The organism is Paenibacillus dendritiformis (assembly GCF_945605565.1).
Taxonomy (GTDB): Bacteria; Bacillota; Bacilli; order Paenibacillales; family Paenibacillaceae; genus Paenibacillus_B; species Paenibacillus_B dendritiformis_A.
On record NZ_OX216966.1, the window covers coordinates 2558978 to 2584103 of the forward strand.

The following is a 25126-nucleotide window of genomic DNA, read 5'->3' on the forward strand; positions in this document are numbered from 1 at the left end:
TGAGTATGCTTGTAACAGAACGGTATATTGCGTAAAAGCAAAGCAACATGCAAATAAAAATGCAAACAAAATGGAGGAGGTCATCGTCATGGATGCTCGGCAATTGGCGGCTCATTTTGAGGAACAATATGGGAGCGGTGAGGGCGAGGTCCGTTTTTTCCATGCTCCAGGTCGTGTGAACCTTATCGGCGAGCATATTGATTATAACGGAGGGTATGTGCTTCCGGCAGCGCTGGAGTTCGGCACGACGCTATTGATTCGTCCGCGATCCGACCGCATGCTCCGGCTGTCTTCGACGAATTTTCCTTATCAGTTGACGATCGACGAGACGGCAGATGCTAAGACCGGGGAATGGACCGATTATCCCGTCGGGGTGATCGTGGAGCTGGCGAAGTCGGGACGGGCGTTGAGCCGGGGCTACGATATTTTGGTGCACGGCGACATTCCGAACGGAGCGGGGTTGTCTTCCTCGGCATCGCTCGAGGTCGCTGTGGCCTATGCGCTGCTGACGCTGGAAGGCCATCCGATCGATCGGACGGATATCGCGCAGCTGTCCCAACGGGCGGAGAACCGGTTCGTCGGCGTCAACTGCGGCATTATGGACCAGTTCGCCGTCGCAAACGGCAAGCAGGATCATGCCATTCTGCTTATGTGCGACACGCTTGAATTCAAGCATGTTCCGTTCCGGACGGAAGGCTACAAGCTCGTTATCGGCAATACGAACAAGCGGCGCGGGCTTGTCGATTCCAAGTATAATGAACGCCGGGCTCAATGCGATGAGGCTGTGCAGGAGCTGCGGCAGGGGTTCCCTGATCTGGAGCTGCTCGCTCAACTGGACGCTGCGGGCTATGAAGCGAAGAAGCATCTCATTCAGGATGAGGTGGTGCGCAAGCGGGCCGCGCATGTCATCGCGGAGAACGAGCGAGTGCTGCAGTCGGTCGAGGCGCTGCAGCAGCATGATCTGGAACGGTTCGGCCAGCTCATGATCGCATCGCATGAATCATTGCGCGATCTGTACGAGGTCAGCTGCGAAGAGCTGGATGTAATGGTCGAGGAGGCGCTCCGCATCGAAGGCACGGCCGGCTCGCGGATGACGGGCGCCGGGTTCGGCGGCTGCACCGTCTCGCTCGTGAAGGAGAGCGCCGTCTCGCGCTTCATTGAGCGTGTCGGGGAGGCGTATCAGCGGCGCACCGGCTTGCCGGCGGAATTCTATGTATGCAGCGTCGGCGACGGCGTGAAGGAACAGGACAGCGGCAACAAGCTTGCAGCGAAGGGGGAATAAGTGATGGCAGTACTGGTTACAGGCGGGGCAGGGTATATCGGCTCCCATACAGTGGCGGAATTGCTGGATCGCGGCGAAGAGGTCGTCGTCGTCGATTCGTTGGAGACGGGGCATGCGGACGCGGTTCTCGGCGGCACGCTTCATGTCGGGGATATTCGCGACAAGGCGTTCCTGGAAGGCGTGTTCAAGCAGCATACATTCGATGCGGTCATTCATTTCGCCGCGTACTCGCTCGTCGGAGAGAGCATGAGCAATCCGGCCAAATATTATGACAACAATGTGCACGGCACGCAGGTGCTGCTGGAGGTCATGCAGCAGTTCGGCGTGAAGCGGATTGTTTTTTCTTCCACGGCCGCCACGTATGGCGAGCCGGAACGGACGCCGATCGAGGAGACGTTCGCGACGAATCCGACGAATGTGTACGGAGAGACGAAGCTGACGATGGAGCGAATGATGCGCTGGTTCGACCAGGTGCATGGCATCCGCTACGTCTCGCTGCGCTACTTCAATGCCGCCGGCGCGCATGAGAGCGGCCGGATCGGGGAAGACCACCAGCCGGAGACGCATCTCGTGCCGATTGTGCTGGAGACGGCGCTGGGCAAGCGAAGCGAGATCTCCGTCTTCGGCAGCGACTATCCGACGAATGACGGCACATGCATCCGTGATTATATTCACGTCAGCGACTTGGCGGACGCGCATTTGCTTGCAGTCGACTATTTGCGCAAGGACGGGGCGAGCGAGATTTTCAATCTGGGCAGCGGCAACGGCTTCTCGGTTCTCGAGGTGATCCGGACGGCGGAGCGCGTGACTGGTCTGACGATTCCGACGGCAATTCACGAACGCCGGGCAGGCGATCCGGCTGTCTTGATCGCTTCTGCCGACAAGGCGAAGGCCGTGCTCGGCTGGCAGCCGAAGCGGGACAATATGGAGAAGATTATCGAGAGCGCCTGGCGCTGGCATCAAGCCCATCCGGACGGATACGCCAACAAATAGAGGGGGAGGACATCATGGCGAACGAGCAACGAGCAGGGACGGCGGCATCGGAGCAGCCAGATGCAGTGCGGACGGAAGCGGCGGCGCGGCCGGATGCGGCGCGCACGGCGGAGCTGATCGAGAAGCTGATTCGCTACGCGCGGAACCGGAATATGATCGGAACGCTGGACATGCCGTATGCCCGCAATCAGTTGCTGGAGCTGTTCCGGTTAGACGAGCCATGTGAAGGGTATTTGGCCCCGGAGTGGAGCGATGTTCCGGATGAACCGCAGAAGCTGCTGGAGGCGCTGCTGGATGAGGCCGCCGCGAGCGGGCTGCTGCCGGACAATACGACGACCTGGCGGGATCTGCTGGACGCCAAGGTGATGGGCCTGCTTATGCCGCGCCCGTCGGAGACGGAGGCCCGCTTCCGGACGCTGTGGGCGGAGCAGGGGATTGCCGCCGCGACGGACGATTTCTATGCCTTGAACAAGGACAGCAATTATATACGGATGGATCGCATTCGGAAAAATGAGTATTGGCTGCATCCGAGCGAATTCGGCGAGATGGAGATGACGATCAATCTGTCCAAGCCGGAGAAGACCCCCCAGGAGATCGCCCAAGCCGGCCAGGCCGCGGCGGCCGATTATCCGCAATGTCTGCTGTGCGCGGACAATGTCGGCTATGCGGGCCGGGTCAATCATCCGGCGCGCCAAAATTTACGGATTATTCCGCTGGAATTGAACGGGGAAGCGTGGTTTTTCCAATACTCTCCTTATGTTTATTATAATGAGCACAGCATCGTATTCCGGAGAGAGCATGTGCCGATGAAGCTGACCCGGGACACGTTCGCACGGCTGCTGGCGTTCACCGAGCAGTTCCCGCATTATTTCATCGGGTCGAACGCCGACCTTCCGATCGTGGGCGGATCGATTCTGAGCCATGATCATTTCCAGGCGGGGCGGCATACGTTCCCGATCGAGAAGGCGCCGACAGGGCAAGCGCATGTTCATGCGGCGCATCCAGGCGTCCGCGTCGGGGTTGTCGACTGGCCGATGTCCGTTCTCCGCCTGACGGCCGACGAGCGGGAAGCGCTGCTGAATGCGGCCGACGATCTATATCGGTTCTGGCAAGGTTACAGCGATGAGCAAGCCGGGATCCTCGCCAGCACGGAAGGTCCCGGCGGGCAGACGCGGCATAATACGGTTACGCCGATCGTTCGCCGCCGGGGGGGCCGGTATGAGATGGATCTCGTGCTGCGCAATAACCGGACGGATGAGGCGCATCCGGAAGGCATTTTCCATCCGCATCGTCATCTTCACCATATTAAGAAAGAAAATATCGGCCTGATTGAAGTAATGGGACTGGCCATTCTTCCAGGACGGCTGCTGGCGGAGACCGGAGCGATTGCAAGGCTGCTGGCCGGGCAAAAAGATTGGGAGGCGGCGCGCGCGAGCTTGACGGAGCAGGATCCGCTGAAGCCGCATGCCGTATGGATTGACGAGCTGGTCGAACGGTATGGAACCCGGCTGGACGAAGCGGAAGCGAACCGGGTCATCCGCCATGATATCGGCTGCAAGTTCGTAGAAATTCTCGGCCATGCCGGCGTCTTCAAGCGAGATCGCGAGGGGCGGGAAGCTTGTGCCCGCTTCTTGGCGCAGGCCGGGTTCAAGGCGCAGGGCTGAGCCGGCTCTGCTGGCTGGCCAGATCGGAGCGCTTCCGCGTGTGCCGGAATAAGTGCGGATATGCGAGATATGTGCGGGATATGTGAAACAGGACAGGAGGTCCATCTATGACACAAGTGCAGATCGACGTCATTTCCCATGAGCGGTGGGGAGAGAGCTTGAAGCTGGAGAACGGGATGTATACCATTATCGTTCCGCTCGGCTTCGGCATCCGGATTATGCATCTGAGCCTCAAGGGCGGCGAGAACGTCTTTTTCGAGGATACGGAAGGAGCGGTTAAGCAACAAGGCGAGGAATTCGCGGCGCTGGGCGGGGAAGGCTGGAAGCTGCGCGGCGGGCATCGGCTGTGGGCGAGCCCGGAGGTATACCCGCGCACGTATGGCCCGGATGACAAGCCGGTTCAATATGTCCTTACCGGGCACGGAGTGAAGCTGCTCGCTCCCGTGGAGCCGTGGACGCAGACGGCCAAGGAGATCGAGCTTCACTTCCAGGGAGATCGGATTGAAGTCATTCACCGGATCGCCAATCATGGACCATGGCCGATTGAACTGGCGCCGTGGGCGCTGTCCGTCATGGCTCCGGGCGGAATCGCTATCGTACCGCAGACGAAGAGGGAGACCGGATTTCTTCCGAACCGGACCTTCGCGCTGTGGCCGTACACGAAGATGAATGACGAGCGTGTCGATTGGGGCGATGATTTCATTCAGGTCCGCCAATGCGCCGCTATCGAGCGGGCGTTCAAGTTCGGCATGCATAACGAGGAAGGCTGGGCGGCTTATGCCGTGAATGGCACCTTGTTCGAAAAAAGCTACGAACCGCAGCAGGAGGCCGTCTATCCCGACTTCGGATGCTCCTTCGAGCTGTATACGAACGACAAAATATTGGAGCTGGAGACGCTGGGGCCGCTGGCAGCGTTGGCGCCTGGCGGAGAGGCGGTTCACAAGGAGATATGGAAGCTTGCTCCTTGCGCCGATATCTTACCCTATCTGACTAGTAAATTGGTAGAATCGAAATCTTAATATTTTCATAATCTTCACGGTCTCTGCCAAAAGAAAACCCTGTCCTGCACGACTCAAAGCCGCTGCGGGGCAGGGTTTTTGCCTGATTATGAATGGCTACGGCTATTTCACGTCTGACGATGAAAAGGGTTTCACAAGTGAGCGGGTTTATGTTATTAATAGAGAGGGACGAAAAAAATGGAAAACCCTCTCAATGCGGCGGAATGCCGACGGGGTCCAATTTTGGACGTTCCGACGTTCCGGGGGATGTGCGCTGTCCGGCGGAGCCGGGCGGAATAAGGGCATTGCCTTGGCCGGGCGCCCGTAGGGACAGGCTGCATACATAACCCGCCAATAACGCAGCACTTTCAGGGAGTGTGGATGAATGGCTAAATCGTTAGGATCCAGTACGAACATTATTATTCGCTTGGAAATTGACAAAAATGTGTGCACCTTCGCGCAAATCGCAGCCGCCATCGGCGAGAGCGGGGGCGATATCGTCGCCATCGACGTCATTCGCGGCACGCCGGTATCCACAGTCCGAGATATTACAGTCAATGTATATGACGGCAGTGTCGGCGATCGGGTCGTGAAGCGCCTGAAGCAGCTTCAAGGCGTGAAGGTCGTGAACGTGTCCGATCAGACGTTCCTGCTCCACCTCGGGGGCAAGATCGAGATGCAGCCCAAGGTTCCGATCCGGAACCGCGACGACTTGTCCCGGGTCTATACGCCGGGCGTGGCACGGGTATGCATGGCCATCCATGAAGATCCGTCCAGCGCGTTCACGCTGACAATCAAGCGGGATACCGTGGCGGTCGTCTCCGATGGCACCGCAGTGCTCGGCCTGGGCGATATCGGCCCGATGGCGGCGATGCCGGTCATGGAAGGGAAGGCGATGCTGTTCAAGCAACTAGCGAACGTCGACGCGTTCCCGATCTGTCTGGACACGCAGGATACGGATGAGATCGTGCGGACGATTCAGGCGATTGCCCCGGCCTTCGGCGGCATTAATCTGGAGGACATCTCGGCGCCGCGCTGCTTCGAGATTGAGCAGCGGCTGAAGGAGAATCTCGATATTCCGGTGTTCCATGATGATCAGCATGGCACCGCGGTGGTACTGCTGGCCGGTCTGCTTAATGCGCTGAAGATTGTGGGCAAGAGGCTGGAGGATTGCAAAATCGTCCTGTGCGGCATCGGCGCGGCGGGCATGGCCTGCACTGATATATTGCTCGCGGCGGGCGCGAACAATATTATCGGCGTCGATCGCCATGGAGCGCTGGTCCGCGGCGTGCAGTACGAGAACGAGGCATGGAACGGCTACGCAGCCAAGACGAATCCGAACGGTGAGCAGGGCGGCATTCAGGACGTCATCCAGGGGGCGGATGTGTTCATCGGCGTCTCCGGCCCTGGCGTGCTGAAGCGGGAGCATGTGGAGACGATGAACGAGGATCCCATCATCTTCGCGATGGCGAACCCGATGCCGGAGATCGATCCGGACGAGATCGAGGATATTGCCCGCATCATTGCAACGGGCCGTTCCGATTATCCGAACCAGATTAACAACGTGCTCTGCTTCCCGGGCCTGTTCCGCGGCCTGCTGGATTGCCGCGCATCCAAAGTGACTTATAACATGAAGCTGGCGGCCGCTCAGGCGATTGCCGAGGTCGTCTCCGAAGAAGAACTGAATGAAATGTATATTATCCCGAGCGTATTCAATCCGCTTGTCGTGACGAAGGTGCGGGACGCCGTTGTCAATGCGGCCTATGAGGACGGCGTGGCGCGCCGCCGTGATTATCGGGAAAATACAGGCAAGCTGTAGCCGCTGACAGACGATGCTGGACTGGGGCGCCAGCTCCATCGCCCAACCGTCTGCGCTCGTAAGCTTGGCAGACAGCCATCTTCTCTTCATTTCCGGGGAAGGTGGCTTTTTTGAACTCTAATTAGTGAAAAGGTTTCCAAACGCAGGCTGTTTAGAAAGTCCAAAGGATTTTTGGGCACTTCATCAGGACCTGTCTCTCAGTAGAAAAATTTTATCTGATCGAAGTGCCTGAAAACTGCACAATGAAATGTCTATCCGATAGGCGAAGTCCTCAAAACTGCACGGTTTCTCAAGACACGTTGATTCAGTAGGCAAAATCCTGCACAAATACAGCAATTCGGTAGGGACGACTTCACCAGAAGCTAAGTCCATATAATTGTGTAAAAAGAAAATGGCAAAAAAGTAGAGCCATAGCAAGGATCCTCGTATAGAATGAGGTTGTCGAGACAACATTCCAAAGGAGGATCTAGCTATGACTCAATACCAGATTACCCTAGATTCACAACTTTTGCATCAACTGTTTTTATCCGAATCAAGAGATGAGGGGATAGCGACCTTATTAGAATCTATCTTGAATCAAGTTTTGCAGGCGCAGGCAACGGAACAGTTGAAGGCAGGACACTACGAGCGCTCAGAAGAGCGTGCAGGTTACCGTAATGGAACGTACCCTCATCGGCTGACAACACGGGTGGGTCAATTAACCCTGCAAGTACCGCGTTTCCGCAGCGGTCAGTTCTCTACGGAACTCTTTGCTCGTTACCAACGAAGCGAGCAGGCCCTTGTCTTAGCCATGATGGAGATGGTACTTAATGGTGTGTCAACGCGAAAAGTAAGCAATATCACCGAAGAACTATGCGGGACAGAGTTCTCCAAATCAACAGTTAGTGAGCTCTGCAAACAGCTGGATCCCCTCATAGAAGAGTGGAATAACCGAAAACTGGACAAGGCCTACCCTTTTCTTATTGTCGACGCCCTGTACGTCAAAGTCCGGGAAGACGGCCGTGTGCGCTCACGTGGCGTGATGATTGCCACAGGGATTAATGCGGAGGGCTATCGGGAACTGCTTGGACTTACCGTAGATGATACCGAGTCAGCAGCAACGTGGGGGGCTTTCTTTACGCACCTCAAAAGTCGCGGGTTGCACGGTATTGATGTCATTACAAGCGACCATCACGGTGGTTTGGTTAGTGCGATTCGGCAACATTTCCAAGGCGTAACCTGGCAACGGTGTCAAACCCACTTTATTCGTAATATTCTGGACGCTGCTCCTAAATCATGCCGTGATGAATTGAAGGCCCATGTAAGGGCCATCTACGAAGCTGCGGACGAGACCAGTGCCCGTACACTGCTGAAACGGACACAAGAAGCATTTGAAGATAAAGCTCCAAAAGCCATGAGGGTCTTGGAAGAGGGCTTTGACGATGCGACAGCGATCTTGGCACTTCCGGCTGCCTGTCGGATACGTACGCGCACCACAAATGCCGTAGAACGTCTAAATGGCGAGTTGCGGCGGCGAGAACGCGTCATTCGCATTTTTCCCAACCGAGCCTCTGTCCTTCGTCTTTTTGGAGCCTTGTTGATTGAGCAGGACGAAAAGTGGTCTGCTGGGAAAAAGTATATCGAGATGAAAGAGTACCATGAGTGGAGGAAGAAGCTAAACAAGCCTGCAGCTTAGGCATCTTTTTGCTCTGGCAATCTCATTGAGGAATTTACACATAAATTTGGACTTGACTTCACCAGAAAGGGAATCCTGTAAAACTGCAGCAATTTCACCCGTTTCTCTTCGACTTAGCTCAAAAGGTCCAAAAATGATGTAGCTGTGCAGCAATTCCTCGAAATGTGGACTCATTGAGCCGAAAATCCTGTAAAATAGCAGCAATTCCCTCCACACGTTAAAACCCCAAGAGATTATGATGTCTCCAGAAGGCGATGACGCCCTGAATGCCAAGTTTCGATTAGGTAATCACCCCTCCGAAAAAACAGGGGTTTTCCAACCGCCTGAAACGGCGTTTTATTTTCGAAAAGTATTGACGTCGGCGAATAACCAGTTAAAATATGCCTAAGGCACTTTGCTGTTTTCTCGCTTTTATGCAGTAAACAGTCTATGCACTAATTAGTTTATACGGTAATGAAATAGTAGACAAGCGCATAAACGCATTCCATGAGTAAATTTATTGGTCTGAGCAAAGCGAAGAAGGATCAAGAAAAATGAGAGGGGATCGAACAGATGAGAGCAAAACGTCATGTCGTGCTGGCAGGTGCGCTGGCATTGGTGCTGCTGATGTTGAACGCATGCGGAAGCCAGGCGCCAGGGGAAGGTACAGCGGAGCAAGGGGACACGGGCAACGCGGGGAAGAAGGTTAAAATCGGGGTGACGCAGGTTGTGAACCACGCCTCGCTCGATGAAGCGTACAAAGGCTTCGTGCAAGCGTTGAAGGACAATGGCTATACGGAAGGGGACAACCTGGTCATCGATTATCAGAATGCCCAGGGTGATCCTACGAACGCGGCGACCATCGGGCAGAAGTTCGCCACGGGCGGGGTCGATCTCGTGCTGGGCATCGGGACGTCCGTCTCTCAGGCGGCAGCGAAGGAAGTGAAGGACGTGCCCGTCCTCTTTACAGCGGTGACTGATCCGGTCGGAGCGGGTCTGGTGCAGAGCATGGAGAAGCCGGGCGCGAATGTGACCGGAACGACGGATCTGCATCCCGAGGCCGTCTCACGCTTGATGGAATTCATTAAGGAGCAGGTGAATGGCGTCACGGCGGTCGGCATTTTGGCGAATGAAGGCGAACAGAATACGGTCGTGAACGTGCAGAAGGCGGAAGAAGCGTTGACCGCTCTCGGCTTGAAGGCCGTCAAGGCGCCGGTGACGAACAGCTCGGAAGTGAAGCAGGCGGCCGAATCGCTTATCGGGAAGGTACAGGCTATCTATGTCCCGTCCGATAACACGGTCGTAAGCGGCCTCGGGGCCGTCGTCAGCGTGGCGAATGAGAATAAGATTCCGCTGTTCGTCGCGGAGAAGGATTCGGTCAAGAACGGCGGTGTCGCTTCCTTCGGCTTCGAATATTACGATCTTGGCTACACGACCGGCAAAATGGCCGTCGATATGCTGAAGAACGGCAAGAAACCGGCAGACACGCCGGTGCAAATTCCGGAAGCTCTTGATCTGGCGCTGAATGTGAAGGCGGCAGAAGCGCAAGGCTTCGCCGTAACCGATGATCTGAAGAAGCAAGTGAAGCCGGAAAACCTCTTCGAATAGAGAACTGAACGTATAAAAATAACAGAGGAGGAGTCACGGTGAGCGGATTTATGCTAGCGATGCAAAAATCGGTGGAAATCGGCGTGCTGTACGCATTGATGGCGCTCGGCGTCTACCTGACGTTTCGCATTTTGGATTTCCCTGACTTGACGGTAGACGGGAGCTTCACGACCGGCGCAGCGATCGGGGCCCTGTGCATTACGTCGGATATCTCGCCTTGGATAGGAACCGCGCTTGCCTTCATTGGCGGCGGGCTCGCCGGCATGATGACCGGCATCATTCATACGAAGGGGAAGATCAATCCGCTGTTGTCGGGCATTCTGATGATGATCGCGCTGCACTCTATTAATTTGCGGATTATGGGCAAGGCGAATATCGGCTTGATGAACAGCGATACGCTGCTAACGCCGATTACCGGAGGCTTCCTATTCCTGATCGTCATGGGGCTGTTCGCGGTGCTGGTGAAGCTGGCCTTGGACTGGTTCCTGCGGACGGAGGTTGGCCTGTCGCTCCGCGCGACCGGCAACAATCCGCGCATGATTCGCAGCTTCGGCGTGCATACCGATTCGACGATTATCGTCGGCGTCAGCCTCTCGAACGCGCTCGTCGCGTTATCCGGCGCGCTGGTCGCCCAGTATCAGGGCTTCGCCGATATTCAATCGGGCGTCGGGATGATTGTCGTCGGACTGGCGTCAGTTATTATCGGGGAGGCCATTTTCGGCCACTGCACCATCGCCCGCACGACGTTGGCGGTGCTGCTGGGCGCCGTACTGTACCGGGTTATCGTCGCCATCGCGCTGCAGCTGCAAATGAATGCGACGGATCTGAAGCTGTTTACCGCTCTGATTGTCATTGTGGCGCTAACCTTGCCGAAGATGCGGCGCTCCGCGAATCAGCGCAAAATGAGCCGCCAGCGGGCGATGCAATTGGCGAAGGGAGGCCAGCGCGATGCTGCAAGTTAATCACGTCAGTAAATATTTCAATCTGAGTACGCCTGACGAGAAAGCGGCGCTTACCGATATCCGGCTGCATCTGAATCCCGGAGACTTCGTGACCGTCATCGGAAGCAACGGGGCGGGCAAATCGACGCTGATGAACATCATCTCCGGCGTGCTGATTCCGGATGCCGGCACGGTTCATATCGAAGAGCATGATGTCACGCTGATGCCCGAGCATCGCCGCAGCCGCTGGATTGGCCGCGTATTCCAGGATCCGATGGCCGGCACAGCTCCGGATATGACGATTGAGGAGAATCTGGCCATTGCGGCGAAGCGGACGGGAGGCCGCGGGGTGAGACCCGGGGTGAACCGGAAGCGCAAGGCGTGGTTCGCAGAAGAGCTGTCCCGGTTGGGTATCGGGCTGGAGAACCGGCTGAATGCGAAGGTGGGCCTGCTCTCGGGCGGCGAGCGGCAAGCATTGAGCCTGCTGATGGCGACCTTCACGAAGCCGAGCATCCTGCTGCTGGATGAGCACACTGCGGCGCTCGATCCGTCCCGGGCGGAATGGATTACCCGTTTGACGGACGAGATCGTGCGGGAGAATTCGCTAACCACCCTGATGGTGACCCACAATATGGAGCAGGCGATCCGGCTGGGAAACCGGCTCATCATGATGGACAAAGGCAGAATCGTGCTGGATGTGCCGGCTTCGTCCAAGCAATCGCTTACGGTAGATAAGCTGCTGCGGGAGTTCGAACGGATTCGCGGGGAGAAATTTGTCGATGATCGCGTTGTTTTGGGGGGATAATTTCCTGTAATTCCATCACGAAATGCCAAAAATATGATACAATCCATGAGGGTTACTTAGAAACGACAACAGGAACAAATTGTCGAAAAGAGGGGGACGCTCATGAATTGGTTCAATCGCAGTATGATTCCGAGAATGATCGCTGTATTGTTCGTATTTATTATGACAATCAGCGGCTTTTTCATTTTCCGCGAGTATGACAGCGAGAAGTCGCTCTATATGGAGTTCCTGCATGAACGGCAGGTGCTCATCGCGGAAATGAAGCTCGATGACATGATGGGCGCGATCAAACAGGCATCGAGCATGGTCCAAAACAAACCGATCAACGAGGAAATGACAGACTCACTTTTCCGCATGCTGCGCGGCCGCATGAATAAGATTGCGGGCGACGACGTAGTTAATGCTTTTCTCATCGTGAAGGAGAACGAGGCGAAGGACGGAACGCCAGCCTTCCGTATTCTTCAAGCGAGCGACAACCTGGAGTCGCTGGGGTACAAGCCGAACACGGCATACGACATGCCTGCGCCCATGCAGGACGCCTTCCTTAAGCTGACCAAAGAAGACAACACGATAATGACCGATGAATTCGATATGGGCGATGCGGTCTATATTAGCGGCTTAACGGAGATTAGAGACGATCTCGGCCATAGCATGGCTTACCTGGTTACCGATTATGATTATTCCATCGTCAAAGGAACGTTGATGCGCTTCTTGACAGAAGCTATTCTCATCGGGGCGATCATCGGATTGGTTGGCGTTATTCTGGTGGCCGTGTATGTGCGGCACCGATTGAAGCCGCTGAACGATATCCACAAGCTGGCGGAACAAGCGGCTAACGGAGACTTGACCGTGAAGCTCGCTTCGAAGCGGCAGGATGAGATCGGGCGGCTGGCCGACGTGTTCAACCGGATGACGGAGCGGCTGAGCGGGCTGCTCGCGGAAGTGCAGCGGGCAGCGAAGGACGTATCCTCCTCGTCGCTTGAGCTGCAGCGGGGCGCCGAGGAGACGGCGATTGCCGCCCAGGAAGTGGCGAGCGCGATGTCCGAGGTGGCGAACGGAGCGCTGGAGCAGCAGCAAAGCGCCGAGCAGACCAAGTCGGCCATGAGCGAGATTACGGCTGGCGCGGAGCAGATCGCCAGCACGTCGGAGCAGGTTGCCGAATGGATGCGGGAAGCGGCTGCCCAGGCCGGAGAAGGCCGTGTCATTGTCGATGAGACGGTCGTGCAGATGGAGCGCATCGAAACGGCTTCGGCAGACACCAATCAGGCAATCGCGGATTGGACGGAGGCGGTGCAGCAGATTTCGGGTGCGGTCGTGTTCATCCAGAATACGGTGAAGCAGACGGAATTGCTGGCGCTGAACGCCTCGATTGAAGCATCACGCGCGGGAGAGCATGGACGCGGCTTCCAGGTCGTCGCGACGGAAATCCGCAAATTGGCCGAGCATTCGAGACAATCGCTACAGTCTATTATGCAACTGATTGACGTCATTCATACGAAGCGCGAACTGACCGAACGGGCAACCTCGCATCAGCAGGAAGCCGTTCAGAAAGGGATGGCAACGGTAAAGACAGCGGACGAGACGTTCACGGTAATTGCCGGCGCGATCGGACAAGCGAGTTCCCGCATGGAGGAATACCGCAGCATCGCTCAGCAGATGTCGGCCTCCTGCGAAGAAGTATTCGAGCGGATTCGGCATTTGAACGATATTGCGGAGAAATCCAATGATCATACGGCACGTGTCGCGGCGACGACGGAGCAGCAATCGGCATTGACCGAAGAGATTGCGGCTTCCGTCGACAGTCTGCTCGCGTTAAGCCGGGATTTGCAGACGATGCTGGAGCAATTCAAGGTGAACGTGAAGGAGCAGTAATTACCTGCTGCCGGGTATGATGGAAGGGAAGGTGCCGGGGCAAGCTAACGATCGGGAGGTGAGCGGCATGCCGCATAACAAAGCAGAGCGTATTCACCAACAGCAGAACCGTTCCCGTATCATGGAAAAGATTACGCCGCTGCGGCCGGATAAACAAGCCGGGCGCGCGCCGAGTCTGAATCGGATTCCGAAGTAGAACGGCTAACCCCAACGAACCGGACTTATCTCTACTCATATCTTGAACAGGAAGGAAGTGTTCATTATGGCACACAAGCAGCAGGGACATTCCAGACAAAATACGACCACCCGGACGTCCGACGCTAACAACGCAAAAGGCAAAAAGAAATAACAGCTTCATTTCATCAAAAACAAATACTCTCTTCGTTAAAAATATGCACAACGAAGCGCCGCTTCCCATTCAGGGACAGCGGCGCTTGCTGTTGAATCCGACTACGGCATCGACGGGATGGCGGCAGCCGTCCGGTTCTGCGGCGCTTCCGCCTGGACTTCGGATGGAGCCTGGCCCAGCGCGCCGGAGCCTTGCTGCAGCTGGTACATCTTATAGTAGCGGCCCTTCAGCCGCATCAATTCGTCATGCGTGCCTTGCTCGACGATCTCGCCGCGATGCAGCACGAGAATCAGATCGGCGCTTCGAATCGTCGACAGCCGGTGCGCGATAATGAAGGTCGTTCGTCCCCGCTTCAGCACTTCCAGCGCTTCTTGAATGAGGGCTTCCGTCTCCGTATCGATATTGGCCGTCGCTTCATCGAGAATGAGGATGGCCGGCTCGAAGGCGAGCGCCCGCGCGAAAGAAATCAACTGTCTCTGTCCGGCCGACAAGGTGCTTCCTTTTTCAATCACCGGTTCGTCGATTCCTTGCGGCAAATGCTTGAGCACCCGATCGGCGCCCACCGCGTTCAGCGCTTGCTCTACCTTCTGTCGCGTGATGCGCGGATCGTTCAGGCTGACGTTGCTCGCAATGGTTCCGGTGAACAGATAAGGATCCTGCAGCACGATGCCCATATGTTCCCGAATCCATTGCTTCGGCACCGAGGTCGTCGGCGTGCCGTCGATTCGAATCTCGCCGCGCTGCGGGTCATAGAACCGGAACAGCAGGTTCATAATCGAGCTCTTCCCGGAACCGGTATGGCCGACGAGAGCAACCGTCTGGCCCGGCTTCGCTTCGAAGGAGATGTCGCGCAGCACATAATCTTCCTTGTAGGCGAAGGAGACCCGATCGAACTCGACATGTCCCTTGTACCGGGGCATCGAGCCTTCGTCCAGCGGCTCGCCCGGTTCGTCCATCAGCTCGAATACGCGTCCTGCGGATACGAGGGAGGAGTCGAGATTCGCCAATTGGTTCACCATGCCGGTTATCGGCTGGAAGAGGCGGTTCAGCAGGTCGGCGAAAGCATACAGCACGCCGAGCGTGATGACGCCGCTGGCGCTCAGCGACGCTCCGCCAAAAAACCAGAGCACGACCGCGAATGCGATATTCCGCAGCACATTCACCAGGTTATGGGACGTGAACGCGTTCAAATTAAGCATTTTGTTCTGATAGGATAAGTACTCCTCGTTCAGCTCCTCGAATTCATTCATCGTATCCTTCTGGCGGCGGAAGGAGCGAATGACCGGAATCCCTTGGATGGATTCGTTAATCATGGCATTGATGGAGCTGAGGCGCGAACGTATCACTTTGTTGTATTTCGTCGCAAATTTGCGGTACAGCACAATCCACAGATAGATAAGCGGCAAAATGAACATGCAGATAAGTGCAAGCTTCATGTCCAAAATGAATAAGGCGACATAAATGCCGGTAATCGTAATGATCCCGGACGTGAAGCTCTCCAGCACGGACAAGAACAGATCTTTGACCGATTCGGTGTCATTGGTGACCCGAGAGACGACTTTGCCGGCAGGCAAATTATCGAAGTACGGAATCGGCAAACGCTGCACATGGGCATACACATCGCCCCGCAGCTTGCGGATGACCCGGTTCGCCGCCGTCTGCAGCCCCATAATCTGGCCATAGCTCGCTACCACGCTGACCAGCAGCAGGCCGACATAGAGCGCCATATTTTGAATAATGCTGACGATCTCCGGCTTGTAGAACGTGAGCAGTTGGCTCAGGCTCATTGGCGACGCCGGAACGGACCAGGTATCCGTCCCGTCACGAATGGTCAGCATGCCGCCCTCGAACTGGCGATCTCCCATCTCGGAAGGGATCGGTCCATCCACGAAGACGAACTGCGTCCCGATCTGGAGAATGCGGACCTGGTCTCCCTTCGCTTCTCCCTCCTTGAAGCGATCCTCCCGCTTGAAGTGGCGTCCTTCATACAGAATGGCGCCATTCGCTTCCGCGGATGTCTCGTAGTACGGCTTCTCGATCCCGAGAATATGCTTATCTATTATATTTTTTGCAATGAACGGCCCGGACAGCTCGGCGGCGACGGCCACCGTGAGCATGAGCAGACCGATGATAAAGCTCGTTTTGAACTGCAGGGCGTATTGCCACAGGCGCTTGCCGACATGTCTCGGATTCGACGGCTGTTGTTCTGCTTCCATATATGAAATCCTCCCGTAATCGTAATGCCAGTGCGCAGGGACGGACTAGCCGGTCCTACAGCCCGGATTCCAGCTGCTGGCGCTCGTACTGTTCCTTGTACCAGCCGTCCTGCTTCAGCAAGTCGTCATGAGTGCCTTCTTCGATGATCTTGCCGTCATCGAGCACGATGATCCAGTCGGCATGCTCCACGGCGGACAACCGGTGCGTCGTAATCAGGGTCGTCTTGCCCGAGCGCTGCTCGCGAATGTTGCTGATAATATTCGCTTCCGTGCGCGCGTCGACGGCGGAGAGCGCATCATCGAGAATCAATATTTCCGGATCCTTGATGAAGGCCCGCGCCAGCGAGACCCGCTGCTTCTGGCCTCCGGACAGGGCGACGCCCCGCTCGCCGACCAATGTCTCCACCCCGTGCACCAGCGTAGGCACATCATGGGTGAAGGAGGCGGTCTCGATCGCGTTCATCACGTCGTCGTCGCCAGCGCCGGAACGGCCGAATAAGATGTTCTGCTTGACCGTCTTGGAGAACAAAATCTGTTCCTGCGGCACATATCCGATCCAGCTGTGCAGCCGATCAATCGGAATCTGCTCCGCCGGGATGCCGTTAATGCGGAAGCCGCCTTCCCCGACCGGATATTCCCGCAGCAGCTGCTTGACGAAGGTCGACTTGCCGCTTCCGGTCCGGCCGACGATGCCGAGCGTCTGTCCCTTGCGAAGCGTCAGGGCGCCGAGATCCAGGTTATCTGTCGTCGAAGTCGGGTAGCGGAACTTGTAGTTGCTCCACGTCATCGTCTCCGGCACAGAGACATCCTTCGTATGCTCGCCGTCCTGCACGTCCGGCGTATAATTCAGCACCTCGTTGACCCGATCGAGCGAGGCGTTGCCCCGCTGCATCACGTTAATCAGATTGCCGATAGCGAACATCGGCCAGATCATCATGCCAAGGTACATATTGAATGCGAGCAGCTGCCCGAGCGACAGCTCGTTATGAATAATGAGGTAGGCGCCGTAACCGAGCCCGATCACGTAGCTCAGACCGATGAACAGCCGGATCGTCGGATCGAACAGGGCGTCGACCCGGGCAACGGCCAGGTTCTTGTTATAGACGTCCTGGGTAATGTCGCGGAAGCGGCCTTCATCGGAGGTCTCCTGCACGTAGGCGCGGATGACCCGCACGCCGCCGACCGACTCCAACACTTGATCGTTCATATCTCCGAACGCATCTTGAGCGATCATGTAGCGTTCATGAATCTTTTGGCCGAACACATTCATGGCGATGGCGATGAACGGGAGCGGCAGCAAGGCGGCCAGCGTCAGCTTCCATTGAATCATGAACATGGCGAACAGCACGATGACGAGGAACGCAGTCGAGTCCGTCAAGGTGAGCATGCCGAATCCGGTCGTCTGCGACACGGATCGAAGATCATTGGTCGCCCGGGCCATCAGGTCCCCGGTGCGGTTTTTCTCGAAGAACGGCGGCGTCATTTTGAGGAAATGACGCATCAGCTTGGAGCGAAGCTTGCGCTCTACCAGGTTCGCTCCGCCGAAAATCTGATACATCCACACATACGTAATGGCGTAAATGACGACCATCGTACCCAGTATGAGGAGAAGATAGTACGTCAATCTGTCCCATGTAATGGCCCCGCGTACGATGTCATCGATGGCTTGCCCCAGGATGCGAGGGGGGACGAGCTCGATGATGCCGACTACGATCAGCATCACGACACCTACAATGTATCTCGTCTTATGTTCTTTGAAGAACCAGCCGAGCTTGAATAAAACCGATAGCATCATGTCACTTCCTTGTCTCTTTTGCAAAATGGGAAAACAAAAAAGGTATATCGTTCGTGAACGATATACCTTGGGTTGCGTAAGGCGATATGTACGAGCGACGTGGCGCCCGCATGACAGGGAAGCGGAATCGGCTTGCACATTATCGGCAAGTTCGAAGGACAGCGAGTGATCGGATCACTTCGCCGCGCTTCCCGCTTCAGAATTGCGCTCTTCTCCTCAACAAGGAGGGGAGCAGCTTCCGGCAGGGCTCCTGCGATATGAAGTTCGAGTCCGCGCCGCATGCGCCGCGTGCGCCATAACAATTGCATTACGCATTGGATTTACCTGCCTTTCTGAAGTAGTATGGATAGGCCGAGCGTATCACGCTCTACCGTATCTGATTGTAGATTCTAGCATCGAGCTTCCGGCATTGTCAACCATTTTCTTGAAATGAACGGCCGCGTGCCGTGTTTGCGCACGTCCCGGAGCTATCTCCATTGCCGGATCGTCCGCTTTCGTCGTATGATGGAAAGTGGCAAACAAGCGGACGGTGTCTCAGCTGGGCAAGGAGGGACAGACCTTTCCGGTAGTGCGGCCGGGCGTCCGAACGGTCATCCCGGGAACGGGTGGATCGGCCGTGCCAGGTCACTTCAGGAGCGGCCCAGCAGCAGCGACAAAATGCCCGCCGCGATCAGCGGCCCGACCGGAACGCCGCGGAACAGCGCGACGCCGAGCACGGTCCCGATGAGCAATCCGGCGACGATGGTTGGCGATTGCGTCATCAGATGCGCGCCCCGGCCGCCCAGGTAGGCCACCAGCATCCCGATCGCGACGGCCAGGAGCGACTTCCAATGCAGGAACGATTGCAGAATCGTCTCCATGGACATGGAGCCGCTGGCGATCGGGGACATGACCCCGACGGTAAGTATGATAATCCCGATCGTGAGGCCGTATTTCTCTATCCAGGGGAACAGGCTCTGCAAATGGGTGACGCGCAGCAGCAGCAGGATGACCATCGCGATCGTGACGGTCGAGTTGCCGCTGATGATGCCGAGTCCGGCCAACCCCAATAAAATAAGCGAAGAAATATCTAATTGCGCCATTCGAATCGAAGCTCCTTTCAGTTCGTGTTCAAAAAGGCCGGTTTTCAGCACAGACAGCACAAGGATAGCATATTTAACCAAACTTGAAAATGAAGCAAGCCATCGGAGGTGGAGGTTATGATTAACACATTATTGCTGACCGGCTTCGATCCGTTCGGGGGCGAAGCGATCAATCCGTCCTGGGAGGCGGTGCGCGCGCTCGACGGCTCGACGCTGGGACGATACCGGGTGCAGGCGGCGCAGCTGCCGACTTCATTCGCGCGGGCCGGTGTGACGCTGCGCGAAGCGATGGCCGTCTGCAATCCCGCGGCCGTCATCTGTGTCGGACAAGCCGGCGGCCGCCCGGACATCACGCTGGAGCGCGTAGCGATCAATTTGGCGGATGCCCGCATTGCGGACAATGACGGCGATCAGCCGACGGATGATGAGGTCGTGCCGGGCGGCCCTGCCGCGTATTGGACGACACTGCCGGTGAAGGCGCTGCGGCGCGCCGTGCTGGAAGCGGGCATCCCGTGCTCGGTGTCGTATACGGCCGGGACGTTCGTCTGCAACGCCATTTTCTATACGCTGATGCATGAGTTGGCCCGCCGGCAGGAAGCCGAGCGCATCCCGGCTGGATTTATCCATATCCCATTCTTGCCACGACAGGCCGCGGCTTATCCCGGCAAGCCAAGCATGTCGCTGGATGCGATCGTGGAAGGGCTGCGCACCGTCATCCTTCACGCGGATGCGGAGGAGGAGCGGGGCAGCAGCGCGGGGACTTTGCACGGCTGAGCCCATAAGGGAAGCGGAGCGTCACGCCCTGCATCCCCGCACGTTGACCGAATAGGCACGCATGCATCGTTGGCTGAACAGGCAAGCCAAAAGGGGCCCAAGCGGGCCCCTTGCTTTATTTCAGATCTTCGATAGAGTTGATGTCCATATAAGCCGGAACGACGAGACCGATTTTGGTGCCGTCCAGGTTCGGACCGAGATCATCGATTTGATCTTTGAATTTGTCATAATAGTCTTTGTGCGTCGTTGGAAGCCATGCAGCGACAATCGCATCGACATCCCCGTTGGCGACGCCCGTCCACATCGGACCGGCTTCGACCTGGAGCAGATCGACCTTGTAGCCGAGCTTCTCCTGCAGCACGTATGCGATGACGTTCGTGCTGGCAATCTCCGAATCCCAGGCTACATAGCCCAGCTTCAGCTTCTTGCCGTCAACAGGCTGTGCGCCCTCGATCCACTTGTCAGCCTTGTCCGCATTCGCTTCGACCCATTCTTTGGCGGCTTCTTCCGGGTTCTTGCCGTCGTGAACGGCAACCATCACCTGCGCCATATCGTCTGCCGTCCATTCGAACTGATCGAGCACCTTATGCGCGTTCGGATCGTCTTCCTTCAATCCTTTCCGGGCAATCGTGTGGATCTGCTCATCTCCGCCGTAGACGCCTTTCGGATCCTCCAAATATTTCAGGTCGTATTTGGCGAATTTCCAATGCGGCGTCCAGCCCGTAATAATAATCGGCTCCTGCTTCTTGATAGCTTTGTCCAGGGCAGCGGTCATCGCGGCGCCGGAGCCCTCGATGAGCTTCCATTTGTCGAGGCCGTATTCCTGGAGCGCTTGCTCTGTCGCCTGCATAATCCCGGCACCGGCGTCGATGCCGACGATTTTGTAATCGACGGACTCGCCTACGCTTGCCGACTGGCTGTCGCCAGAGGAAGCCCCGTCCGTGCCTCCGGATGGGCTGGAGGAACCGGAACAGCCTGCCAGCGTCCATCCGATCATCGCGATAAGTCCCAACAACATCCAACGTCTCGTTCGATTATGCTTCATGCACATCACGCTCCTTGTTTTTTTGATTTATTTTTTTTGAAACTATGCTGAGAGAACCGGTCCAAAATAATGGCGAGAAGCACGACAGCGAGGCCTGCCTCGAAGCCTTGGCCGATCTTCAGCTGGGTAACGGAACGATAGACTTCGGCCCCAATCCCTTGGGCGCCAATCATGGAGGCGATGACGACCATGGACAGCGACAGCATAATCGTCTGGTTCACGCCGGCCATCAAGGTCGGCATGGCAACCGGAAGCTGCACCTTCCACAAGGTCTGCATCGGCGTGGAGCCGAAGGCGGAAGCGGCCTCCATCATGTCTTCAGGCACTTGGCGAATGCCAAGCTCGGTCAGCCGGATCGTCGGCGGCACGGCGAAGATAACGGAAGCAATGACGCCAGGCACGATGCCGAGTCCGAACAGAAATACGGCCGGAAGCAAATAGACAAAGGCGGGCATCGTCTGCATGAAATCGAGCACCGGCCGCACAATCCGGGATACGCTGTCCGAACGTCCGCAGGCAATGCCAAGCGGAATGCCGATAACGATAGACAATATTGTCGATACGATGACGAGGGCCAGCGTGCTCATCGTCGGCTCCCAATAGCCGAGCGCTTCAATGATGAACAGTCCGATCAAGGTCAATAAGGACAAGGACCAGCGTCCGATCAGGAAGGCGAGCACAGTGAAGATCGCAATTAAAATGTAGGCAGACGGCCAGGTGAGCAGATCGGTAATGCTTTCGACACTGCGTTCGATTATTTTGGATAGAAATTGGAAGAACCCTTCGGCATTCGTTCCGAGCCAGTTCACTCCCTCTTCGACCCAATTACCTATCGGCAGTCGCATGCGACATCACCATCCCTTCCGTGTCTGTAGCGGCTGCATCCGTTCCAGTCGTTCCGTCCGCTCCGTTCGTTCCATTCGGCACATTGCCGGCCAGCGCGCCGAGAACCGCTCCACGCACGATCGCGCCCATCAGCTTGCCGTCCGGCTGGACGACCGCGATTGGAAGCTTGGCTTCGCCCGACAACGCGAACAGATCGTTCAGGAGCACATCCGGCGATACGGTAGGGACGTCGGTGAACATGACTTCCTGCAATGACTGGCCGCCGCGTGCCGCCTCACTGGCCTGCTCGGCTGTAACGACCCCTTGAAGAGACTTATCTTTGCCCACGACGAACAGGGTTGAGATGCCGATATCCCGCATGAGCTGCAGGGCGACGCGAGGTCCCCGATCAAGGGATACCGTCTCCGGCCGGCGCATGATGTGCGCTGCCGTCAGCACTTTCGATAAGTCCACTCCTTCAACGAATCGCTCCACGTATTCGTCTGCCGGATCCATCAGCATTTGTTCCGGGGTGCCGATTTGAATCAGCTTCCCGTCTTTTAATAACGCGATTCGATCTCCGATGCGGAGAGCTTCGTCCAAATCATGGGTAATAAAAATGATGGTTTTATGCATTTTTTGCTGCAATGCGAGGAGTTCGTCCTGCATATCTCGCCGGATAAGCGGATCGAGAGCACTGAATGCTTCATCCATCAGCAGAACATCTGGATCATTGGCGAGCGCTCTGGCCAATCCGACCCGCTGCTGCATGCCGCCGCTCAATTCGTCGGGATATTTCTGCTCCCAGCCGTCGAGTCCGACCAATCCGAGAGCTTCCCGCGCTTTGCGGTAGCGTTCTTCCTTCGCCATTCCTTGAATTTCGAGGCCGTATGCGGCGTTGTCGAGGACGGTGCGATGAGGGAAGAGTGCGAACTTCTGGAACACCATGCCGATCGTCTTGCGGCGAACTTCCCGCAGTTCGGACTCGTTCAGCTTGGAGATGTTCCGATCTTTTAACCAGATGTCTCCGTCCGTCGGTTCGATAAGACGATTCAGCATCCGCACCAGCGTGGACTTCCCGCTGCCGGAGAGGCCCATGATAACGAAGATTTCGCCTGGCTCGACGGAGAAAGAGACCTGATTGACGGCAACAGTCGCTTGTTTTTCTGTGGCGAGCCGTTCCCGGGACCACCCTTGCTTCAGCAGAGTGAGCGAGCGTTGCGCTTGCGGACCGAAGATTTTGGTCACTCCGTTGACTTTAATGATAGACAATCGTTTCACCTCTCTTGTCTTGCCCGAATTCGTTTTTCCAACGCTTTCTATTGTAACCTTTGAAAATTTTCAATAACAACCTTCAAAACCGTTTGTAAATTACGTTCAGTAAAAACTGTACAAACTTATGCTGTCATATGCTCATCTTTCCTAAAGAATGCTGACCTATCCGGTGCTTTACTTTTGAATCTATCTCTCATACAATGTTCGATGACGCCTTGTACCGTTAGGAGATGCGGGATTGCCGAGCCGTCCCGAGTCGACCTCATCTTCCTCTATTAATCAATGACTACGGTATCGTTCATAAGGAGTCGAATAACTAGCAGCAGCCAGGTTCGGCACAGGAGGAATTAGCACATGGCAACGTTCGCGCAGTTGACGCAGGAACAACAAGGGGCGGTGGAAAAAGCTCGCAATCGTGTCATAGAAGCGATCGGTCAAAATATGGACCTATACGGAATGACTCAATCCACAGGCCATTTGTACGGTTTGTTATTTTTCAGCGATCATCCGATGACGCTGGATGAGATGGGCAAGGAAATGGAAATGAGCAAGACGAGCATGAGCACAGGGGTCCGTACACTGGTGGATATGAAGATGGTGCACAAGGTATGGGGCAAAGGCACGCGGAAAGACTTGTACGAAGTGGAGCCGGACTGGTACCAGACATTCGCCGATTACTTCGGCATCAAGTGGCGCAAGGCCATCGAAGTGAACTTATCCGCCATCCGGCGTTCCAAGCGAGAACTGGAGAACCTGCTCGCGGCCCATAGCGAGGACGAGATGCTATGCGGCATCGTTCAGGCGGATATTGCCAAGATGCAGGAAGCGGAACAGTATTACCACTGGCTGGATCAATTAATAGACGCATTGGAGAGCGGCGAGATCTTTCGCTTCATCCCGAAGCCGGGAACTCCTGAATAAACATAATGTTCGCTGACAAGACGGCCGAAAGCCGTCTTTTTTTTATGAATGGGTACCTCTTTGTCTCTTATGATCGCTATCCCCGTGGCGCAGGAGAGTTGAGTTATCCCCGTTCGTGCTTATGCTCGCTATCCCCGTGGCGCAGGAGAGTTGGGTATCCTCGTTAATGCTTATGATCGCTATCCCCGTGGCGCAGGAGAGTTGAGTTATCCCCGTTCGTGCTTATGCTCGCTATCCCCGTGGCGCAGGAGAGTTGGGTATCCTCGTTAATGCTTATGGTCGCTATCCCCGTGGCGCAGGAGAGTTGGGTATCTTCGTTAGCTCTTATGGTCGCTATCCCCGTGGCGCAGGAGAGTTGTGTATCCTTGTTCGCTCTTATGGTCGCTATCCCCGTAGCGCAGGAGAGGTTGTTATCCTCGCTCGCTCTTATGGTCGCTATCCCCGTCGCACAGGAGAGGTTTGTATCCTCATTCGCCCTTATGATCGTTATGCCCGTGGCGCAGGAGAGTTGGGTATCCTCGTTCGCTCTTATGGTCGTTATCCCCGTCGCACAGGAGAGTTGTGTATCCTCGTTCGTGCTTATGGTCGCTATCCCCGTGGCGCAGGAGAGTTGTGTATCCTCGTTTGTGCTTATGGTCGCTATCCCCGTCGGACAGGAGAGGTTGTTATCCTCGCTCGCTCTTATGGTCGCTATCCCCGTCGGACAGGAGAGGTTGTTGTCCTCGTTCGCGCTTATGGTCGCTATCCCCGTGGCGCAGGAGAGTTGTATATCCTCGTTCGCCCTTATGCTCGCTATCCCCGCGGCGCAGGCGAGTTGTGTATCCTCGTTTGTGCTTATTGTCGGTATCCCCGTCGCATAGGAGAGTTGGGTATCTTCGTTCGCTCTTATGGTCGCTATCCCCGTGGCGCAGGAGAGTTGTGTATCCTCGGTTCGTGCTTATGGCCGTTATCCCCGTAGCACAGGTAAGCCGAAGCATTCTTCATTCGCGCTTAGGATCGCTATTCCTATGGAGCGGGGAGGAAAGAGAGCGAGTTGGCCGTCCTGACCTGACGGGATACTGAACATAAGCCACGCTAGTGGATGGTCCGTCCTGAACAGACGGGATACTAAACATAAGCCACGCTAGTGGAGTGGTCCGTCCTGAACAGACGGGATACTGAACATAAGCCACGCTAGTGGAATGGTCCGTCCTGAACAGAGGGGATAT

Annotated in this window: 20 protein-coding genes; 14 read left to right on the forward strand and 6 right to left on the reverse strand. The window is 56.2% G+C overall.

Features of this window, described 5'->3' with window-relative positions; genetic code table 11:
• The first annotated feature begins 88 nt into the window (after nt 1-88).
• The 11 genes from NNL35_RS11180 to NNL35_RS11230 all read left to right on the forward strand — a co-directional run bounded on the left by NNL35_RS11180 (nt 89) and on the right by NNL35_RS11230 (nt 13832).
• Complete coding sequence (locus tag NNL35_RS11180) at nt 89-1282, forward strand: galactokinase (protein ID WP_006676990.1); 1194 nt, start codon at nt 89-91, stop codon at nt 1280-1282.
• Nucleotides 1283-1285: 3 nt separating this feature from the next.
• A complete protein-coding gene (gene galE / locus NNL35_RS11185; RefSeq protein WP_006676991.1) occupies nt 1286-2275 on the forward strand; it encodes a UDP-glucose 4-epimerase GalE in 990 nt (329 codons plus the stop codon).
• Between the two features lie 14 nt (nt 2276-2289).
• Nucleotides 2290-3939, forward strand: a complete 1650-nt coding sequence (locus tag NNL35_RS11190) for a UDP-glucose--hexose-1-phosphate uridylyltransferase (protein WP_006676992.1) — start codon at nt 2290-2292, stop codon at nt 3937-3939.
• Between the two features lie 107 nt (nt 3940-4046).
• The gene (locus NNL35_RS11195; RefSeq protein WP_006676993.1) at nt 4047-4958 is read left to right on the forward strand and encodes a hypothetical protein; all 912 of its coding nucleotides are present in this window, start codon (nt 4047-4049) and stop codon (nt 4956-4958) included.
• 364 nt (nt 4959-5322) lie between these two features.
• Complete coding sequence (locus NNL35_RS11200) at nt 5323-6756, forward strand: NAD-dependent malic enzyme (protein ID WP_006676994.1); 1434 nt, start codon at nt 5323-5325, stop codon at nt 6754-6756.
• A gap of 472 nt (nt 6757-7228) precedes the next feature.
• Nucleotides 7229-8431 carry an IS256 family transposase gene (locus NNL35_RS11205; protein ID WP_254553370.1) on the forward strand — a complete coding sequence of 401 codons (1203 nt, stop codon included), beginning with the start codon at nt 7229-7231 and terminating at the stop codon, nt 8429-8431.
• Nucleotides 8432-8983: 552 nt separating this feature from the next.
• A complete protein-coding gene (locus tag NNL35_RS11210; RefSeq protein WP_006679187.1) occupies nt 8984-10018 on the forward strand; it encodes an ABC transporter substrate-binding protein in 1035 nt (344 codons plus the stop codon).
• 38 nt (nt 10019-10056) lie between these two features.
• The gene (locus NNL35_RS11215; protein WP_006679186.1) at nt 10057-10980 is read left to right on the forward strand and encodes an ABC transporter permease; all 924 of its coding nucleotides are present in this window, start codon (nt 10057-10059) and stop codon (nt 10978-10980) included.
• Nucleotides 10967-11764 carry an ABC transporter ATP-binding protein gene (locus NNL35_RS11220; RefSeq protein WP_006679185.1) on the forward strand — a complete coding sequence of 266 codons (798 nt, stop codon included), beginning with the start codon at nt 10967-10969 and terminating at the stop codon, nt 11762-11764. The genes NNL35_RS11215 and NNL35_RS11220 overlap by 14 nt, the downstream gene beginning before the upstream one ends.
• Before the next feature lie 102 nt (nt 11765-11866).
• Nucleotides 11867-13636 carry a methyl-accepting chemotaxis protein gene (locus tag NNL35_RS11225; protein WP_006679184.1) on the forward strand — a complete coding sequence of 590 codons (1770 nt, stop codon included), beginning with the start codon at nt 11867-11869 and terminating at the stop codon, nt 13634-13636.
• Between the two features lie 16 nt (nt 13637-13652).
• Nucleotides 13653-13832, forward strand: a complete 180-nt coding sequence (locus tag NNL35_RS11230) for a hypothetical protein (RefSeq protein WP_040733913.1) — start codon at nt 13653-13655, stop codon at nt 13830-13832.
• A 254-nt stretch (nt 13833-14086) separates the two neighbouring features.
• On the opposite strand, the gene NNL35_RS11235 is transcribed toward NNL35_RS11230, so the two are convergent.
• The 3 genes from NNL35_RS11235 to NNL35_RS11245 form a co-directional block, all read right to left on the reverse strand.
• Nucleotides 14087-16201 (reverse strand): ABC transporter ATP-binding protein, encoded by a 2115-nt coding sequence (locus NNL35_RS11235; protein WP_006679183.1) that lies wholly within the window; start codon nt 16199-16201, stop codon nt 14087-14089.
• A gap of 55 nt (nt 16202-16256) precedes the next feature.
• On the reverse strand, nt 16257-17993 hold the full coding sequence (locus tag NNL35_RS11240) for an ABC transporter ATP-binding protein (RefSeq protein ID WP_006679182.1): 1737 nt from the start codon (nt 17991-17993) through the stop codon (nt 16257-16259).
• Between the two features lie 632 nt (nt 17994-18625).
• Nucleotides 18626-19078 carry a DUF441 domain-containing protein gene (locus NNL35_RS11245; RefSeq protein WP_006679181.1) on the reverse strand — a complete coding sequence of 151 codons (453 nt, stop codon included), beginning with the start codon at nt 19076-19078 and terminating at the stop codon, nt 18626-18628.
• Nucleotides 19079-19198: 120 nt separating this feature from the next.
• Here NNL35_RS11245 and pcp point away from each other — a divergent pair, with 120 nt between their 5' ends.
• The gene (pcp, locus tag NNL35_RS11250; protein WP_040733915.1) at nt 19199-19852 is read left to right on the forward strand and encodes a pyroglutamyl-peptidase I; all 654 of its coding nucleotides are present in this window, start codon (nt 19199-19201) and stop codon (nt 19850-19852) included.
• Nucleotides 19853-19967: 115 nt separating this feature from the next.
• On the opposite strand, the gene NNL35_RS11255 is transcribed toward pcp, so the two are convergent.
• The 3 genes from NNL35_RS11255 to NNL35_RS11265 are packed head-to-tail and all read right to left on the reverse strand — an operon-like array spanning nt 19968 to nt 22994.
• On the reverse strand, nt 19968-20897 hold the full coding sequence (locus tag NNL35_RS11255) for a glycine betaine ABC transporter substrate-binding protein (RefSeq protein ID WP_006679179.1): 930 nt from the start codon (nt 20895-20897) through the stop codon (nt 19968-19970).
• Between the two features lie 5 nt (nt 20898-20902).
• Nucleotides 20903-21742: an ABC transporter permease gene (locus NNL35_RS11260; protein ID WP_006679178.1), complete on the reverse strand. Its 840-nt coding sequence runs from the start codon at nt 21740-21742 to the stop codon at nt 20903-20905.
• Nucleotides 21723-22994 (reverse strand): quaternary amine ABC transporter ATP-binding protein, encoded by a 1272-nt coding sequence (locus NNL35_RS11265; protein WP_006679177.1) that lies wholly within the window; start codon nt 22992-22994, stop codon nt 21723-21725. The genes NNL35_RS11260 and NNL35_RS11265 overlap by 20 nt, the downstream gene beginning before the upstream one ends.
• A gap of 357 nt (nt 22995-23351) precedes the next feature.
• On the opposite strand from NNL35_RS11265, the gene NNL35_RS11270 reads away from it, so the two are divergent.
• Entirely contained in the window at nt 23352-23918 is a 567-nt protein-coding gene (locus tag NNL35_RS11270) for a GbsR/MarR family transcriptional regulator (RefSeq protein ID WP_006679176.1), read from the forward strand.
• Nucleotides 23919-24142: 224 nt separating this feature from the next.
• Nucleotides 24143-24778, forward strand: a complete 636-nt coding sequence (locus NNL35_RS11275; protein WP_040733911.1) for a hypothetical protein — start codon at nt 24143-24145, stop codon at nt 24776-24778.
• Nucleotides 24779-25126: the final 348 nt, after the last annotated feature.